Raw genomic sequence first — 16934 nt, 5'->3', positions numbered from 1 at the left:
GTCTCGTGCCGCGCTGCAAAGATTCCTTTTCGCGCACACCCCCTCCGTCGTCGTCTACGACTGTCGCTGAGAATCCGTTTCCGACGGAATCCCGGCCCCCCTGACCATGTTCCAATCAGGTGGGTGTCCTCCACCATGACGACCACAGACCAAGGAGACTGAGCCGCGATGGCCATCGAGGTTCGCATTCCGACCATCCTGCGTAGCTACACCGGCGGAGCCAAGGCCGTGGACGCCTCGGGCGCCACGCTCGACGAGCTGATCGGCGATCTGGAGGCGCGTCACCCGGGCCTCAAGGAACGCCTGGTCGACGACTCCGGCCTGCGCCGCTTCGTGAACGTCTATTTGAACGACGAGGACGTCCGGTTCCTCGGCGGACTCGGCACGCCGGTCGCCGACGGGGACACCGTGACGGTGCTGCCTGCCGTCGCCGGTGGTGCGCGCTAAATGCGCTTCGACTCGCTGATCAACTCGGTCGGCCGGACTCCGCTGGTCGGGCTGCCCCGGCTCTCGCCGTCGGACGACGTGCGGATCTGGGCCAAGCTCGAAGATCGGAACCCGACCGGGTCGATCAAGGACAGGCCCGCACTGTGGATGATCGAGCAGGCGGAGAAGGACGGCCTGCTCACACCGGGCTGCACGATCCTCGAGCCCACCTCCGGCAACACCGGCATCTCGCTGGCCATGTCGGCAAGGCTCAAGGGCTACAAGCTCATCTGCGTCATGCCGGAGAACACCTCGGAGGAGCGCCGCCAGCTGCTCCGGATGTACGGCGCGGAGATCATCTCCTCTCCGGCGGCCGGAGGGTCCAACGAGGCCGTCCGCGTCGCCAAGGGCCTGGCGGCCGAGCACCCCGACTGGGTGATGCTCTACCAGTACGGCAACCCGGCCAACTGGCGTTCCCACTACGAGTCGACGGGTCCGGAGATCCTCGAGGACCTTCCGACGATCACCCACTTCGTGGCCGGTCTGGGCACCACCGGCACGCTGATGGGTGTCGGGCGCTACCTGCGGGAGCACGTTCCCGATGTGCAGATCGTCGCCGCCGAGCCGCGATATGGCGAGCTCGTCTACGGCCTGCGCAACGTGGACGAGGGCTTCATCCCCGAGCTCTACGACGAGTCCGTGCTGACCACCCGGTATTCGGTGACCTCGGCCGACGCGCTGCGCCGGACGCGGGAACTGCTGGCGGTGGAGGGCATCTTCGCCGGCATATCGACCGGCTGTGCGCTGCACGCCGCCCTGGGGCTGGCTCGCAAGGCCGTACAGGCGGGGGAGCGGGCCGACGTCGCCTTCATCGTGGCCGACGGCGGCTGGAAGTACCTGTCCACCGGGGCCTACGAAGGCACCCTGGACGAAGCCGAGGATCGTCTGGAAGGCCAGCTCTGGGCTTGAAACCGCCCTCCCCGGGGTGAAGAGAGGACGGGGCGCCGGGAGGAAGCAGCCCTCGAGTGGCAGCAGCCCTCCCAGTGGCGTGATCATGCAGAAGTTCGCCGGGATGGTGTGTGACCTGGTGTTTCCCGTGTCGTGATCATGCAGAAGTTCGGCAATCGCCCTCTGACCTGGCATTACGCCTTTCGTGATCATGCACTGGCCTGAGCTCGATGCGTGCATGATCACGAAAGGCGTTTTTGCAGATCGCGGCATGTCCGTGCGAACTTCTGCATGATCACGAACTGTGTCATGGCACGTCAACGGCCTTGATCACGAACTTCTGCATGATCACGCCCACAAAAAACATGATCACGCCCACAAAGGCGGCGACCAAAGAAACGGCCGCAAAAAATGAGGGGGATCACCGGTTTGGTGATCCCCCTGGTTGAGCTCTTACGTCAGTTGAACAGCACGCGCAGGTTGACCTGGCCGTCGGTTCCCTCGCTCGTGCCGCTCATGCCGACCGCGCGCAGCACCTCGAGGTTGGCCTTGTCATCCGCCGGCATGCCGGCGAGGTAGAGCGGCTCGAGCTTGTCGAGGTCGACGTAGGCGGCGAACTTCGCCGAGTCGGCATTGGGGACGGCGGCCTTGAAGGACTCCGTGTTGCCGAGCGTGCCCTTCGCTGCCAGCTTGTCCGCGTACGCCTGGTTGCTCGCCAGCACGTACTGGCCGTCGCCGGGGGTCTTGCCCAGCTGCAGCGGAGCGCCGAGTCCCGAGACGATGTTCTCGAGCTTGCCCACGACGGTCGCGGCCTTGGCCGGGTCCGTCGTTATGACCGCACCCACGTTGGGCAGCGCGGCGTCCAGGCCCTGTCCGTCGAGGGCGATCGTGATGCTGTCGCCGAACAGGGTCGCGATGTCGTCCGGGATGGAGATCCCGTACAGCTGCTTGATCTGCTCGAGAGACTGTGTGAAGGTCTCGCCGCCCGCCTGCGCCGCGGCGGCCTGCTCCACCTGCGGCCAGTTCGTGGCCAGGGCCTTGCCCGCGCCGGAGACCGACAGCGCGGCCACGGTCGTGTCGGGCAGCTGGCCGATCTTCACCGAGGGTACGTCGCCAAGCTGGGTCGTCCCCCCGTGCGTCGCCGCGCTCAGTTCGACGTAGTTGTCGTTGAAGCGGAGGGCGCCGGCGAACCGTGTGTCCTTGAACTGGCTGAGCGCCGTCGTGTCGGTGGCCGGAAGGCCGGAGGCCTTGACGAGGTTGCCCATGTCCGCCCAGAAGGACAGCACACCGGGCTCCCCGATGTCCGCCAGGTCCTTGGTGAATTGGGCGTTCTGCGAAAGCGGGGCAGCCTTGGCGTAGTTGTCGGCTGCCGCTTGCGTCTGCGCCACGATCGCGTAGTCCTCACGGAACGCCACGCCGTAGTCGTCGCCGCTTGCCAGCTTCTTGAGACCGTCGCGTGCCGCGGCCTCGTCCTTGACCTGTACGGCGACGGCGACGCCGGGCTCCTCGCTCCCGGCCGCCGGGGGCGTCACGGCGAGGCCGACGCGGTCGCCCAGCCAGGGCTCGATGTCCTTGGCGTAGTCGAGCTTGGCCAGCTCGGGCGACCCGGACCGGATGGCCTCGAAGAACGCCTTGCGCGGGTCGTCGCCGGTCAGAGAGTCCTTGAGGCCGGGGAACTTGCGCCCGATGGAGAAAAGGGCCAGCTTCTGGTTGGCCGCAGGGTCGAGGTCCAGTCGCGCGTAGGCCACCGCGTTGCCGGGGAGCACGTCCTCCGGCTGCGCGCCGCCTCCGCTGAGCAGGTTGACGGCCCAGACGCCGCCCCCGCCCAGCAGAACCACGACGACCGCCGCGATGATCCCCATGATCCAGCCACGGCCGCCCTTCGGCTGCTCGGGCGCGGGCTGCAGCGTGTAGCCCTCCTGGGTGTGGCCTGCGGGTGCCCCGCCGAATCCGAGTTCCTCGGCCGGGCCGTACGCGGGTTGCCGGGTGTCCGAGCCACCGCCTTGCGCGGGCTGGGTGGACTGGCCGGGCTGGGGGGTCCGGTGGTCTACGGTCTGCTCCGGATCCGGATTCTCCGGGAATGCGGCCCCGGGAGGAGTTTCGGAAGACATGTGTTTACGCCCCGTAAGTACGTGATGTGTGATCAGTAAAATTATGCCCAAGTAATAGGCAAGGAACGTCAATGTCGTCCATTGCGTCACATATCCGTGACACAGCCTCGATCGCGGCTAAAGTGACTGTTCCAGAACAAGATTCGGGCGCTCATAGGGAGTGTTGTGACGAAGTTCGACGAGGCGACACGGGCGATCAGGCTCGACGACACCACCTATGACGTGTGCCTGGACAACGGGTATTCGATCGGCGGGCCGCTGAACGGCGGTTATCTCCTGGCCGTCGTCCTGCGCGCGGCGGTCGACGAGTCGCCGCACGCGCATCCCGTGTCGACGAGCGCCCAGTTTCTCCGGGCCGCGACGCCCGGGCCGGCGACCGTACGCGTCGAGCGGCTCAAGTCGGGCCGCACGGCCACGATGACCCGGGCGACCCTCATTCAGGACGGCCGGCCGTTCATCGACACCTTGGTCACCACGGCCACGCTGGACGGCTCGGCCGTACCGGAATGGACGGGCGAGCCTCCGGTGCGCATGCCGGATCTCGGAGAATGCGTGAAACTGCCCGATCCCAAGCCGGAGTCGAACATCAACCTCAATGGGCAGATGGAATTGTTGTTCGACCCGCCCACGATCGGGTGGCTCTCCGGCGCGCCCACCGGGCGGCCCGAATCGCGGGCCTATTTCCGGCTGGCCGAGGAGCAGGATCCCGACCCTTTCGTGCTCGCACTCGCCGTCGACGCGCTGCCGCCCGTGGTGTTCTCCGCCGGGAGCCGGGGGTGGGCGCCCACGGTGGAGCTGACGTGGCATCTGCGGGCGTTGCCGGCGCCGGGGTGGCTGACGCTGCTGGGCGGCGGACGTCTGATCAGCGACGGCTGGTTCGACGAGGAGGTCGAGGTGTGGGATTCCGCCGGCCGCCTGGTGGCGCAGTCACGCCAGCTGGCGCGGGTGGGGCGCGGCTGAGGCCGCCGCCCTGTGCATGATCACGATTGGCGTTCGTGCAGGTGGGGGCGTGTTCCGCCGAACTTCTGCATGATCACGAAATGTGTTTGCGCAGGCGAGAGGCATCGCCGGCGATCTTCTGCATGATCACCCCCAAATGCTTCTGCATGATCACCCCCAAAAAAAACCTCTGCATGATCACCCTCTAAAAACGTGTGAGGATTCTTACCGTGAGTGGTCGTGCATGATCCCCTAATCTTGGGAGGCGTGCCGGATAACAGCAGGGCGATCGGGATCTTCGACAGCGGTGTGGGCGGCCTGACCGTCGCGCGGGCCGTACTCGACCAGCTTCCTCACGAATCGATCTTCTACGTCGCCGACACGGCGCGGCAGCCCTACGGGCCCAAGAGCATCGCGCAGCTGCGGCGCTACGCGCTCGAGGTGATGGACCATCTGGTCGAGCATGACGTCAAGATGCTCGTCATCGCCTGCAACAGCGCCAGCTCCGCCGTCCTCAGGGACGCCAGGGAACGGTACGCGGTGCCGGTCGTCGAGGTCATCCAGCCCGCCGCCCGCCGGGCCGCACGGGCGACGCGGAACGGCAAGGTCGGCGTGATCGGCACGCGGGCCACGATCGAGTCGATGGCCTACCAGGACGCGTTCGCGGCGGCGCCGGACGTCGAGCTGGTCGCGGTGGCGGCCCCTCTGCTCGTGGAGTTCGTCGAGCGCGGCGAGACCATGAGCGACGAGCTCATCGACGTCATCCGCGGCTACCTGAAGCCGATCCAGGACGCCGGCTGTGACACCCTGATCCTCGGGTGCACGCACTACCCGCTGCTCACGGGTGCGTTGTCCTATGTCGCTGGAGACGCGGTGACGCTCGTGTCGAGCGCCGAAGAGACGGCCAAGGACGTCTACCGGATCCTTCACGACCGAGGGCTGGCGAGCGGTCCCGGCGAGCCGTTCCACCGATTCGGGGCCACGGGCGAAACCGTCCTGTTCGAGCAGCTCGGGCAACGATTCCTCGGGCCCGAGATCCAGGCGGTCGAACTCGCGCCCGTCGGGGATGAGACCGGAATGGGGAGGTCGGCGTGAAACTGACGATCATCGGCTGCTCCGGGAGCTTTCCCGGCCCGGAGAGCCCGGCCTCGTGCTACCTGCTGGAGGCGGAGGGCTTCCGGCTGCTGCTCGACCTCGGCAGCGGATCTCTCGGCGCGCTTCAGCGGCACATCGGCCTCTACGACGTCGACGCCATCTGCCTGTCGCACCTGCACGCCGACCACTGCCTCGACATGTGCTCCTACCACGTGGTGCGCACCTACTCACCGGCCAGGCCGCTGCCCAAGGTGCCCGTGTACGCCCCGGCCGACGCCGCCAGGCGGCTCAACGCGGCGTACGCCATGCCCCACGAACCCGTCATGGAGCAGTCGTTCGACTTCGTCCAGCTGTCCGCCGGCACGCGGGAGATCGGCCCCTTCGAGGTGACCACCGCGCGGATGAACCACCCCGTTGAGACGTACGGCTTCCGCGTCGCGCACCGGGGCCGGTCCGTGGCCTACTCGGCCGACACCGGCGAGACCGCCGACCTTGTGAAGCTCGCCGCCGACGCCGACCTGTTCCTGTGCGAGGCGGCGCACATCGACGAGCCGGGCCTGCCGCCCAATCTCCACCTGAACGGCAGGGAGGCGGCCGGATACGCGTCCAAGGCGAAGGCCGGCACGCTGATCCTCACCCATCTCGTCCCGTGGCACGACAAGGACCGTGTTCTGGACGACGCGGCGAAGGCGGGCTACGACGGCCCCATCGAGCTCGCCCAGAGCGGAGCGGTGTACCAGCTCGGATAAGAGCTGCGACGACCGTGGTCACGGCGGCCTGGCTAGAATGAGGCGCTCTTTGCCCATTCCGGGCATGCGGCCGCGAAAGGAGGACGGGGAAGGGTGCTTGCGAGAGTGCCAAGCCCCTGACGCGATATGGCTCGTTCAGATGGACGTCGTCCCGACCAGCTTCGCCCCGTGACCATCACGAGGAACTGGCTCGCGCATGCCGAGGGTTCCGTGCTCGTCGAGTTCGGCGGCACGAAGGTGTTGTGCGCCGCGACAGTGGAGGCGGGAGTGCCCCGCTGGCGTAAGGGCAGCGGTCTCGGGTGGGTGACGGCCGAATACGCCATGCTGCCCCGTTCCACCAACACGCGCGGCGACCGCGAGTCGGTCCGCGGCAAGATCGGCGGGCGGACGCACGAGATCTCCCGGCTGATCGGCCGCTCGCTGCGGGCCTGCGTCGACTACAAGGCGCTCGGCGAAAACTCGATCATCCTCGACTGCGACGTGCTGCAGGCCGACGGCGGCACCCGTACGGCCGCCATCACCGGGGCCTATGTCGCGCTCGCCGATGCCGTCGGCTGGATGCGCAAGCGCAAGATGTGCCCGGGCGAGCCGCTGGTGAACTCGGTCGCGGCCGTCTCCGTCGGCGTCGTCGGCACCGACTCGCTGCTCGACCTGTGCTACGTCGAGGACGTCAAGGCTGAGACCGACATGAACGTGGTCATGACCGGCACCGGCGACTTCGTCGAGGTGCAGGGCACCGCGGAGGGCGCGCCGTTCGACCGTGACCTGCTGAACGGCCTGCTCGACCTGGCCGCTGCCGGATGCGCCGAGCTGACCCGCCTGCAGACCGAGGTGCTGGTCGGATGAAGAAGGTCGTGCTCGCCACCCGCAACGACGGGAAGATCGTGGAGCTGCGCCGCATCCTGGCGGAGGCGGGGCTTGAGGTCGAGCTGGTGGGGCTGGGCGAGTTCCCCCACATCGGCGACGTGGCGGAGACCGGGCTCACGTTCGCGGAGAACTCCCTGCTCAAGGCGCACGCCGTGGCCGCGCGCAGCGGCCTGCCCGCCATCGCCGACGACTCCGGTCTGTGCGTCGACGCCCTGAACGGCATGCCGGGCATCTTCTCGGCACGCTGGTCGGGCCGCCACGGAGACGACCTGGCCAACCTGCGGCTGCTGCTCGCCCAGATCTCCGACGTGCCCGACGGCCGCCGCCAGGCCCACTTCGCGTGTACGGCCGCGCTCGCGCTGCCCACAGGCGATGAGCACGTCGTGGACGGCATCATGCGTGGTCACGTCATCCGCGAACCCCGGGGCACGAACGGCTTCGGCTACGACCCGATCTTCGTTCCCGACGGCGAGAGCCGTACGACGGCTGAGATGGAGGCCGCGGAGAAGGACGCGATCAGCCACCGCGGCCGGGCGTTCCGCGCGCTCGTCCCGCTGATCGAGTCGGCCGTCCTGTAATCCGCCCGTAAGACCTTGGGAAAGCGGCAGGGCGTAGCGTTCCCGTTGTGAGCATGGACGACGGCGGTCCTCGCCTGCCCGCGTGGGTGGCCGCCCTGATCGGAGTCATCTCGGGGGCCGTGGCCCTCGGCGTGGCGCAACTGGTGGCGGGGCTGACCAACCCGGACGCCTCGCCGGTGATCGCCGTGGGCGGGTCGATGGTCGACCGGACCCCGGCGGCGCTCAAGGAATGGGCGATCCGGACCTTCGGGTCCAACGACAAGCTGGTTCTGATCAGCGGAATCGTCGTGGTGCTCGCTCTGATCGCCGCAGGGCTCGGCGTGTTGTCGCGCAGACGCGTGGGGTACGGCATGACCGGCCTGCTCGTCTTCGGCCTCATCGGCGCGGCCGCGGCGATGACCCGTCCAGACGCGGGTTCCTTGGACATCCTGCCGTCGCTGGTCGGCGTCGGGGCGGGCGCGTGGGCGTTGTCGCTGCTGATCCGGCGTGCCGAGGTGCACCCCTGGGAGCCGCTCGAGGACGCCGCGGCGCAGGGCACTTCGGCATGGACGGACGACCCCGACGCTCCGCCCGGACAACCTGCGCGCACGAGCGGCGAGACGATCTCCGTGGAGACGCCTCCGGTGATGCGGGCGGGCGACGACCTTTACGCCTTCGACCGGCGGCGGTTGCTGACCGGCGCGGTCGTGGGCCTGGGCGTCGCCGGAGTCACCGGGTTGGGCGGCAAGCTGCTCGCCTCCTCCAACAACGTCGACGCGGCGAGGAAGACCCTCGCCAAGACCCTGCCGCGGCCCACCATCCCGGCCAGGCCGATTCCGGCGGGCGCGGACCTGCGCATCAAGGGCCTGTCGCCCTTCGTGACGCCCAACAGCGACTTCTATCGGGTGGACACCGCGCTCGTCATCCCAGGAGTGGACCCGGCGTCGTGGACGCTCAAGATCCACGGACTGGTGGACAAGCCGATCGAGCTCACCTTCGCCGATCTGCTCAAGCGGCCCCTCATGGAGGCCGACGTCACGCTGACCTGCGTGTCCAACGACGTCGGCGGGCCGTACGTCGGCAACGCGCGCTGGCTCGGCGCGCGCCTGGCCGACCTCCTGCGCGAGGCCGGCATCAAGCCGGGCGCGGACATGCTGCTCAGCACGTCGAAGGACGGATTCACCGCCGGCACGCCGGTCGACGTCGTCATGGACGGCCGGGACGCGTTGCTCGCGATCGCCATGAACGGCGAGGTGCTGCCGACCGCGCACGGCTTCCCCGTGCGGCAGGTCGTGCCGGGCCTCTACGGCTATGTGTCCGCCACCAAGTGGATCACCGACCTCAAGGTGACGCGGTTCGACCAGGACGAGGCGTACTGGACGCCGCGCGGATGGTCGCCGAAGGGGCCGATCAAGACCGAGTCGCGCATCGACGTGCCGAAGGACGGCGACGACATCCCGGCGGGCCGCACCACCATCGCCGGAGTGGCGTGGGCCCAGCACAAGGGGATCGCCGCGGTGGAGGTCCAGGTGGACGGGGGAGAGTGGCGGGAGGCCACGCTGGCGCAGGTGCCCGGCCCGGACACCTGGCGGCAGTGGTCGATCGTGGCCGACCTCGCGAAGGGGAAGCACGTCATCACGGTCCGCGCCACGGACGTCACCGGATACACCCAGACGCTGCAGTACGCGCCGCCCGCACCCGACGGGGCGACGGGCTATCACTCGATCGGCGTCAAGGCCGGATGAACCAGGTCAAAGCCCATCTGAAGCCGTTCGCGCCGGGTCTGGACTTCGGAAAGTTCGCCGTGCGCCGATAGCGCCGCCTCTAGCATCGGCAGCCTGATGTGCGTGTCAGGGAGGGGGCCGCAGCACGTGAGTCAGGAGATGGCCCGTCGGCATTCCCGATGGCGGTTGCCGGCCGGTGTGTACAACCCCGTGGTGAGTGCCGACGGGCGCAGATGGCGCGACTACGAGAAGGCCGCGGAGGCCCCGGCGCCCGCGGCGGAGGACAGAGGTCAGGACGACCGCCGAGCGGACGAGTGCCACGCCGGGGTGCGGGTTTCCGCGCTGGCGAACGGCACGGCCGACGGCCTGACGAACGGCGTGCTGAGTGGTGCCTCCGTGCGTGTGCAGGCCGCCCTGAACGGGGCCGCAGGCGTGAAGGACACCTCGGCGGACACCCATGCCGATACCCACACCGCTGCTCACGCCGATGCTCGGGTCGATCCGGTGGACGATGCCGGCACAGAGACGGCGGCACATGAGCCCGAGCACGCGGATCCTCCCGCCGCCCCGATGGAGCCCGTCGCGGAGGACGTCTGCCCGCAGGAGGAGGAGCGGGAGCCGGACTGGTTCGACAGCGACCGCAGGCCCATGCGCCTGGAGGACACCCGGCCGTACGGCAAGGCCGGCGGCCTGGCCGAGCCGCGGCCGGGCACGGAGGAGGCGACGGCCCGCGAAAGCCTCGCGCAGGCGGTCAGCGGGCGGTTCCCCGATCCTCGCGGCACGTGGATCCGGCTGATCAACGCCGAGGGGCCGACCGAGGATCCCTTCCGGTCGACGAACGCCGTCGACTGCGCGCTGGCCGTCGTGTCGACATGGCACGGCGAGCCGGTGGTGGCGGCCCGCCGCCTGCCGGAGTTCGACGCGGGAGGCAAGCCCCTGCTCACCGGCGAGACCGGGGGAGTGGCACGCGCCGAGCAGTGGCTGGGGCACCGGTTCGAATACGTGGGGCACGGCCGTCGCGCCTACGTGGCCATCGCCCAGCGCCTCGTCTTCGGCGGGCACGGGGCGGCCGCGATGCTGATCACGCGCTGGCCCGGGGGCGGAAGCCACGCGTGGAACGCCGTGAACTGCAGAGACGAGGTGCTCTGGATCGACGCCCAGCGCGGTCACATGGCGGTCGAGCCGCCGTACGAGGTGGTCACCGGAGTCTTCTGCGTGGTCATCGACCGGGAAGGGCACCGCCTTTGAACCTGTCGCCCGACCAGGCGCGGGAACTGGCGGAGCGTTATTTCGGCGAGAGTGCCACCGAGGTCGGCATCGCGGCCGTCGACGGCGGATATGTGGCCTGGATCGCGAACGAGGAACCCGCGGACCCGAGCGTGCCCCCGGAGACCGTCGGGGGCGGCTGCGTCGTCATCGACGGGGCCACGGGGGACATGGTGGTGCGGCCACTGCTCTGCCCCCATGATGTGGCAGAGCAGTGGCCGGCCTCGCGGACGGGCGCGGAGCCGCCGGATCGATCAGTCGCCGGCCAGTGACGCCACGATCGACGCGCGCGCCGCACGTCGTGCCGGTAGCACCGCCGCCAGCACACCGGCCAGCCCGGACGCCGCGATGAACGCGAGAATCTGGCCGACCGGCAGCCGGAAGGAGACGTCCTCCGTCAGCGTCTTCGTCGCCACCCAGCCGTACACGATGCCGAGGGCGGCGCCGACGATCGCGCCGACCAGTCCGAGAACCAGCGCCTCGACCGTGAGCGTGCTTCTCAGCTGAGCACGGGTCAGGCCCAGGGCGCGCAACACCGCGGACTCGCGGGTGCGCTCGTGAACCGACAGCGACAGGGTGTTGGCGATGCCCAGCAGCGAGATGACGATTGCGAGGCCGAGCAGTCCTGTGACGACCAGCAGCATCGTGTTGATCGCCTGGTCGAACTGGTCGCGCAGTTCGGTGGTGCTGCGCACCTTCACCGCCGGGTAGGCCTGGGTCGCGTCGTCCACGATCTGCCGGGCCTTGTCGGCGTTGACGCCGTCCGCGATGTTGATCAGCACCTGGCTGTCGGCGATCTGCCGGAAACGCTGGTCGAAGAACTTCTCGGGCAGCAACACCGAGGGTGCCAGCAGGTCGTTGGAGCTCATCACCGCGACCAACTTGGCCGTGAAGCGCACCGAACCGGCTCCCACCGTGACGTCGTCGCCGACCGCCAGGGAGAGGTTCTTGGCGACGTAGTCCGCCACCGCGATCGTCCCCGGCGGGAAGTCATTGAGCGAGCCGGACGTCACGGTGGGTGTGAAGCCCGAGGTGAGCGCCGCCTGCGTCATGGAACCGAGGTAGTACTCCTGGCCGTTGAGTGTGCCGTCCTTCTCCCTGATCTCCGCCACCGTCGAGAACTCGGGCCGTCCGCGCAGCGACTCCGCGACCGAGCGGGGCATCGTGCCCGAGCTCGTCTGCGTCGCGATCTGGTAGTCGGCGGCGAACTGCTCGTCGAGCTGCTTCTCGCTGGTCGCGCGGACCGTCGTGGTGAGCACGGCCATGAACGTCATCAGCGTGACGCCGACGGTGAGGGCGATGGTGGTGGTGGCCGAGCGCTTCGGGTCACGGCGGGAGTTCTCCAGGGCCAGGCGTCCGGGAACCCCGAACAGCCGGGCCGGCACCCACCCCGCCACTCCGCTCAGCGGCTTGATCATCACAGGGCCGAGCACGAGTACGGCGAAGAAGACCAGCACGCCGCCCGCCATGGCGGTGATGAGGGCCTCGTCGCCCGGCTTCGACGTCACGGCCCTCGCCGTGAGACCGCCGCCCGCCAGCGCGAAGAGCACACTGAAGACGATGCGGGCGACTCCGGCCCGGAAGGTGCGCTCCTCCACCTGGGTGCGCAGCGCGGCCACCGGCGCCACCTTGGTGGCCTGACGTGCCGGCAGTAGCGCCGCCACCACGGTCATGAGCAGACCCGTCGCCAGGCCGATTGCGATCGTCTGCGGCGACAGCTCAACGGTGCCCGTGGGGACGTCCGCACCGACGTTATTGAGTACGGCCACGGCGATCGCTCCCAGGCCGAGGCCGACACCGAGGCCGAGGACGGCCGACAGGAGACCGACCACGGCCGACTCCAGCAGGATCGAGCCGAACACCTGGCGCCTGGTCGCGCCGATGCACCGCAGGAGCGCCAGCTCACGCGTGCGCTGCACCACGAGGATGCCGAAGGTGTTGTAGATGACCAGGCCGGCGACCAGCAGGGAGATGAGGCCGAACAGCAGCAGCCCGAGCTTCAGGAAGTCGGTGTTCGCCCCGTTCTCCGAAGCCATGTCCGCGGCCGCCTGGTCTCCGGTCTTGACCTTCAGACCCGTGCCGAGGGCCGCGGCGACAGCCGTACGGAGGTCCTCCCTGGAGGGGCCGGCGGTGGTGACGTCGATCTCCTTGAACTCGGCGGCGCCCGTCATGCGCTGGGCGGTCGCGGGCGTGAAGGCGACCGCGCCCCGTCCGGCGATGTTCCCGTCGATGCCGACGTCGAAGATCCCCACGAGCCGGAAGTCGTGCTTGACGTCCTTGTGGTCGAGCACGCCGATCGTGTCGCCCACGCGCAGACCCTGCTCCTCGGCCGTGGAGGTGTCGACCAGTGCCTGGTCATCGGCCGACGGGGCGGTGCCGCTCTTGACGTCGAGGCGGAGCGCCGGGATGGACACTCCGGCGGTGGGGAAGTCGCCGACGGCCTTGCCGTCCCGGCCGATCAGGGCGGCGTCGCCGAACACGTACGGCTGGGCGTCCTTGACGCCGCGGACAGCCCGGATCTTGGTGAGCATGCTCGCGGTGAGCTGGGCGTCCCCGGGAACCACGGCCACGTCGATCTTGTCGGCCGCGGCGGCGAACGATTTGCTGAAGCCGGCGTCGATGGTGTCGGTGAGGACGAACGTCCCCGCGATGAAACCGACGCCCAGGGTGATGGCCAGAGCTGTGAGCAGGAGCCGGAGCCTGTGCGCCACGAGCCCGGCGAGGGTGGTCCTGAGCACGGTCAGGCCTCCAACGCCAGAAGCGTGTCGATGACGGTCTGCGGCGTGGGCCGGTCGAGCTCGTGCACCAGGAGTCCGTCGCGTAGGAACACGACCCGATCGGCGTAGGAGGCGGCCACCGGGTCATGGGTCACCATGACGATGGTCTGGTCGAGCTCGCGCACCGACGTGCGCAGGAAGGAGAGCACCTCGGCGCCCGAACGCGAGTCGAGGTTGCCGGTCGGCTCGTCGGCGAAGATCACCTGCGGCTTCGCGATGAGCGCCCGTGCCACCGCGACCCGCTGCTGCTGCCCGCCGGACAGCTGGCTCGGCTTGTGCCCCAGCCGCTCCCGCAGCCCCACCGTGTCGATCACCCGGTCGAAGAGCGCCTGGTCGGCCTGCCTGCCCGCGATCTGCAACGGCAGCCTGATGTTCTGCTCGGCGGTCAGGGTCGGCAGCAGGTTGAACGCTTGGAAGATGAAGCCCACGCGGTCGCGCCGCAACAGGGTGAGCTGCTTGTCGCTCAGCTGGGTGATCTCCACGTCGCCGATGTTGACCTGGCCGTCGGTGACCGTGTCGAGCCCGGCGAGGCAGTGCATGAGCGTCGACTTGCCGGAGCCGGACGGGCCCATGATCGCGGTGAACGCCTCGGCGGCGAAGTCGACGTCGACGCCGCGCAGCGCGTGGACGGCCGTGTCGCCCCGGCCATATGTCTTGGTCAGCCCTTTCGCGCTCACAGCGCTGCGGACACTCGTGATGGTCATGAAATCGACTTTATGGGCGCGATCTTGCCCGCGCCTCGGCGCGCGGTAGGGCTTCGAACAGCGCTTCCAGGTGGTGCAGGAGAGCCGTGTGCGATTTCTGATGTAGTCGGGGCGTCAGCCTTGGGGATGATCCGGTGTGATGAGGCCGCTCTCGTACGCATAGGCGACGGCCTGGGCCCGGTCGCGCAGGCTCAGTTTCGCCAGGACCCGGCCGAGATGCGTCTTCACGGTCGCCTCCGCCAGCCCCAGCTGCTTGGCGATCTCCGCGTTCGAGAGCCCACGGGCGACGTGGTAGAGCACCTCGCGCTCCCGCGCCGTCAGCGCGCCCGCGTCCCGCTTCAGGGCCTCCCCGGCGGGAAGGTGCACGGCGACGCGGTCGAGCAGCCGCCGGGTGGTGCTGGGGGCGATCACGGCGTCGCCTGCGTGGACGGACCGGATCGCGCTGAGCAGGTCGGTCGGCAGCGCGTCCTTGAGGAGGAAGCCCGACGCTCCCGCTTTGATGGCCTCGAAGGCGTACTCGTCCAGGTCGAACGTCGTCAGCATGAGCACCCGCGGGCCGCCCGGCATCCCGCAGATCAGCCGGGCCGCCTCGACGCCGTCCATGGTGGGCATGCGCACGTCCATCAGCACCACGTCGGCGGAGACCGTGCGCGACAACTCGACGGCGGCGGCCCCGTCGGCCGCCTCCCCGACGACCTCGATGTCGGGTTGCGCGCCGAGGACCATCCGGAACCCCGCCCGCACCAGCTCCTGGTCGTCGACCAGCATCACTCGTATCATCGCCGTCCTCGTTCACGTCCTTGCGCGGGGAGCCCGGTCATGCGGCGGCGCCCGTCGGGATTCGGGCGACCACCTGGAACCCTCCGCCGGGGCGGGGCCCGGCGTCGACCGTCCCGCCGTACATCGCCGCGCGTTCGTACATGCCGAGTAGCCCGTGGCCGCCCTGGCCCGGGGTCGCGGCGGCCCCGCGTCCGTCGTCGGAGATCCGCAAGGTGACGCCGGCCGAGCCGTACGCGATGTCCACGACGGCACGAGCGCCTGGTCCGCCGTGCTTGAGGGTGTTGGTCAGCGCCTCCTGCACGATCCGGTAGATCACCAGCTGCTCGCCCTCGGGCAGGTCGCGGGGCGTTCCAGAGACGGTGAAGTCGATCGGCAACCCGGAGTCGCCGACCTGTTCGACCAGGTCGGCGAGCTGGGCCACGCCGGGCTGCGGGGCGTATTTCTCCCTGAACCCGCCGTCCTGCCTGAGCACGCCCACCAGGCGGCGCATCTCGGCGAGCGCCTGCCGTCCGGTGGACGAGATCGCCTGTACGGCCCGGCGAGCCTGTTCCGGATCGCTGGAGATGGCGTAGCTCGCGCCGTCGGCCTGGACGACCATCACGCTGACGTTGTGCGCGATGACGTCGTGCAGCTCGCGGGCGATGCGGGCCCGTTCGGCGGCGGCGGCGATCCGGGCCTGCTGGTCGCGTTCCAGCTCGGCCCGCTCGGCCCGCTCCACCAGGCTCTCGACATAGCGGTGCCGGGTGTTGACGTAGATGCCGGCGATCCAGATGGCGATGACGAACACCGACATCGAGGCGAACGCCGACGGCTGGAAGCCGCCCCAGCGCGACTGGGCCATCAGCAGCCCGAGCTCGGCCACCAGTCCCGCGGCGATCGCCCATCGGGCGGTGCACCTGGAGGCCACGGCGTACATCGCGACCAGCACCGCGAGGTTGGCGGACAGGATGCCCATGCCGAGCATCCACTGCCCCAGGGAGATCAGGGCTATGGTCGCAAAGACCTCGCGGGGGCGGTTTCTGCGCACGACCAGTGGGGCCAGCAGGAGCACGCTCAGCGCGAAGGCGAACGCGGTGCTGATGTGCATGCCCACGTCTTGGCTGACATCGCTGTATCTCGCGGAGCTCAGGCAGAACAAGATCACCGGGGAGACGGTCAGCGAGTCGACCAGGACGGGGTGGCGCCGACTCCAGGCGCGCAGTCTGCCGAACACGATCCCAACCCTACGTAGCGGCTGCTCAGACGGATTCAGTCCTGGGACGGATCCCGCGAGTACGACCCAGGTCGCACTCCCAGGATGGCCTTACGCCGCCTTTACGAAATGAGGACCATCATTATTCCCGGGAGCGCCCCGGTCGGGGTGGACTAGGAGATCTGTGATGGCGGATCAACATAGAGGGCCGCGTGATGCTGAGGATGAGTTACGCGACTCGGGGCCGGGAGAGGGCACCACGCCACTTCCTTCCGGGGTGGCTCCCGCCCATGAGACCACGGCGGAGCCACGCTCCGGATCTGCTGCAGGGTCCGGAGTAGGCTCCGCCGGCCAAGCCGCGTACGGGCCCGGGGCGGCACCGGGTCCGTTCCAGGCGCAGCGCTACGCGTTCGGCCCTGGAGGGGCCGGATGGAGGGCTCCTGGCTGGAGCTCACCGGGCCCTCTTGGACCGGGCTCGGCGCCTGCAAGCCGGCGGAGGCCGGGCGCCAACCGTCTCGTGGTGGTCGGCCTGGTGTGCGCCTTGTCTGGAGCCCTGGCCGGCGGGGGCGTGGTAGCGGTGGTCGGCGTCCTGTGGAACCGCTTCCACGGCCCCCAATACCCCGTGGTGTTCTCGGACTCGCGCAACGGACCGGGGCAGATGCCTGGGGACGGCCGGTTCGGGCCCGGTTTCGGCCAAGAAGGCCAAGGCGATCAGGGCCGGGGTTTCGGCCCGGGCTTCGGGCAGGACGGGCCCGGTCAGCCGGGAACGTGGTGACGGGCGTCGTCGTGGTGGGGCCGG

At 69.3% G+C, this 16934-nt stretch carries 16 protein-coding genes; 11 read left to right on the top strand and 5 right to left on the bottom strand.

Features of this window, described 5'->3' with window-relative positions; all coding sequences use genetic code 11:
- Positions 1-168: 168 nt before the first annotated feature.
- Together Pth03_RS23385 and Pth03_RS23380 are read left to right on the top strand one after the other, a co-directional pair.
- A complete protein-coding gene (locus Pth03_RS23385) occupies positions 169-447 on the top strand; it encodes a MoaD/ThiS family protein (RefSeq protein WP_203946503.1) in 279 nt (92 codons plus the stop codon).
- Positions 448-1395, top strand: a complete 948-nt coding sequence (locus Pth03_RS23380; protein ID WP_203946502.1) for a PLP-dependent cysteine synthase family protein — start codon at positions 448-450, stop codon at positions 1393-1395. It begins immediately after the preceding gene.
- Positions 1396-1832: 437 nt separating this feature from the next.
- Here Pth03_RS23380 and Pth03_RS23375 read toward each other — a convergent pair whose 3' ends face one another.
- Positions 1833-3485, bottom strand: coding sequence for a DUF3352 domain-containing protein (locus Pth03_RS23375; RefSeq protein ID WP_203946501.1), 1653 nt, complete (start codon positions 3483-3485; stop codon positions 1833-1835).
- A gap of 165 nt (positions 3486-3650) precedes the next feature.
- Here Pth03_RS23375 and Pth03_RS23370 point away from each other — a divergent pair, with 165 nt between their 5' ends.
- From Pth03_RS23370 to Pth03_RS23335, 8 genes are all read left to right on the top strand, one after another.
- Positions 3651-4445, top strand: a complete 795-nt coding sequence (locus tag Pth03_RS23370; protein WP_203946500.1) for a thioesterase family protein — start codon at positions 3651-3653, stop codon at positions 4443-4445.
- Between the two features lie 246 nt (positions 4446-4691).
- Entirely contained in the window at positions 4692-5519 is an 828-nt protein-coding gene (gene murI / locus Pth03_RS23365) for a glutamate racemase (RefSeq protein ID WP_203946499.1), read from the top strand.
- Positions 5516-6268: an MBL fold metallo-hydrolase gene (locus Pth03_RS23360; protein ID WP_203946498.1), complete on the top strand. Its 753-nt coding sequence runs from the start codon at positions 5516-5518 to the stop codon at positions 6266-6268. Before murI ends, Pth03_RS23360 begins: the two co-directional genes overlap by 4 nt.
- A 126-nt stretch (positions 6269-6394) precedes the next feature.
- Positions 6395-7114, top strand: coding sequence for a ribonuclease PH (rph, locus tag Pth03_RS23355; protein ID WP_203946497.1), 720 nt, complete (start codon positions 6395-6397; stop codon positions 7112-7114).
- Positions 7111-7713 (top strand): RdgB/HAM1 family non-canonical purine NTP pyrophosphatase, encoded by a 603-nt coding sequence (gene rdgB / locus Pth03_RS23350; RefSeq protein WP_203946496.1) that lies wholly within the window; start codon positions 7111-7113, stop codon positions 7711-7713. Before rph ends, rdgB begins: the two co-directional genes overlap by 4 nt.
- A gap of 53 nt (positions 7714-7766) precedes the next feature.
- Positions 7767-9437: a molybdopterin-dependent oxidoreductase gene (locus tag Pth03_RS23345; RefSeq protein WP_203946540.1), complete on the top strand. Its 1671-nt coding sequence runs from the start codon at positions 7767-7769 to the stop codon at positions 9435-9437.
- Between the two features lie 192 nt (positions 9438-9629).
- The gene (locus Pth03_RS23340; protein WP_239119303.1) at positions 9630-10664 is read left to right on the top strand and encodes a toxin glutamine deamidase domain-containing protein; all 1035 of its coding nucleotides are present in this window, start codon (positions 9630-9632) and stop codon (positions 10662-10664) included.
- Positions 10661-10954, top strand: coding sequence for an SUKH-4 family immunity protein (locus Pth03_RS23335; protein ID WP_239119302.1), 294 nt, complete (start codon positions 10661-10663; stop codon positions 10952-10954). The genes Pth03_RS23340 and Pth03_RS23335 overlap by 4 nt, the downstream gene beginning before the upstream one ends.
- On the opposite strand, the gene Pth03_RS23330 is transcribed toward Pth03_RS23335, so the two are convergent.
- From Pth03_RS23330 to Pth03_RS23315, 4 genes are all read right to left on the bottom strand, one after another.
- Positions 10937-13420 (bottom strand): ABC transporter permease, encoded by a 2484-nt coding sequence (locus tag Pth03_RS23330; RefSeq protein ID WP_203946495.1) that lies wholly within the window; start codon positions 13418-13420, stop codon positions 10937-10939. The genes Pth03_RS23335 and Pth03_RS23330 overlap by 18 nt on opposite strands.
- Positions 13421-13422: 2 nt before the next feature.
- Positions 13423-14163, bottom strand: a complete 741-nt coding sequence (locus Pth03_RS23325; RefSeq protein WP_203946494.1) for an ABC transporter ATP-binding protein — start codon at positions 14161-14163, stop codon at positions 13423-13425.
- 114 nt (positions 14164-14277) lie between these two features.
- The gene (locus Pth03_RS23320) at positions 14278-14943 is read right to left on the bottom strand and encodes a response regulator (protein WP_203946493.1); all 666 of its coding nucleotides are present in this window, start codon (positions 14941-14943) and stop codon (positions 14278-14280) included.
- Between the two features lie 37 nt (positions 14944-14980).
- Positions 14981-16156 carry a sensor histidine kinase gene (locus tag Pth03_RS23315; RefSeq protein ID WP_203946492.1) on the bottom strand — a complete coding sequence of 392 codons (1176 nt, stop codon included), beginning with the start codon at positions 16154-16156 and terminating at the stop codon, positions 14981-14983.
- 520 nt (positions 16157-16676) lie between these two features.
- Between Pth03_RS23315 and Pth03_RS23310 the strand changes: the two genes are divergently transcribed.
- On the top strand, positions 16677-16910 hold the full coding sequence (locus tag Pth03_RS23310) for a hypothetical protein (RefSeq protein ID WP_203946491.1): 234 nt from the start codon (positions 16677-16679) through the stop codon (positions 16908-16910).
- Positions 16911-16934: the final 24 nt, after the last annotated feature.

Source organism: Planotetraspora thailandica (assembly GCF_016863335.1).
In the GTDB taxonomy this organism is placed as follows: Bacteria; Actinomycetota; Actinomycetes; order Streptosporangiales; family Streptosporangiaceae; genus Planotetraspora; species Planotetraspora thailandica.
The sequence above is the reverse complement of the archived record's forward strand: the minus strand, read 5'-3'. Positions and strand labels throughout refer to the sequence as shown.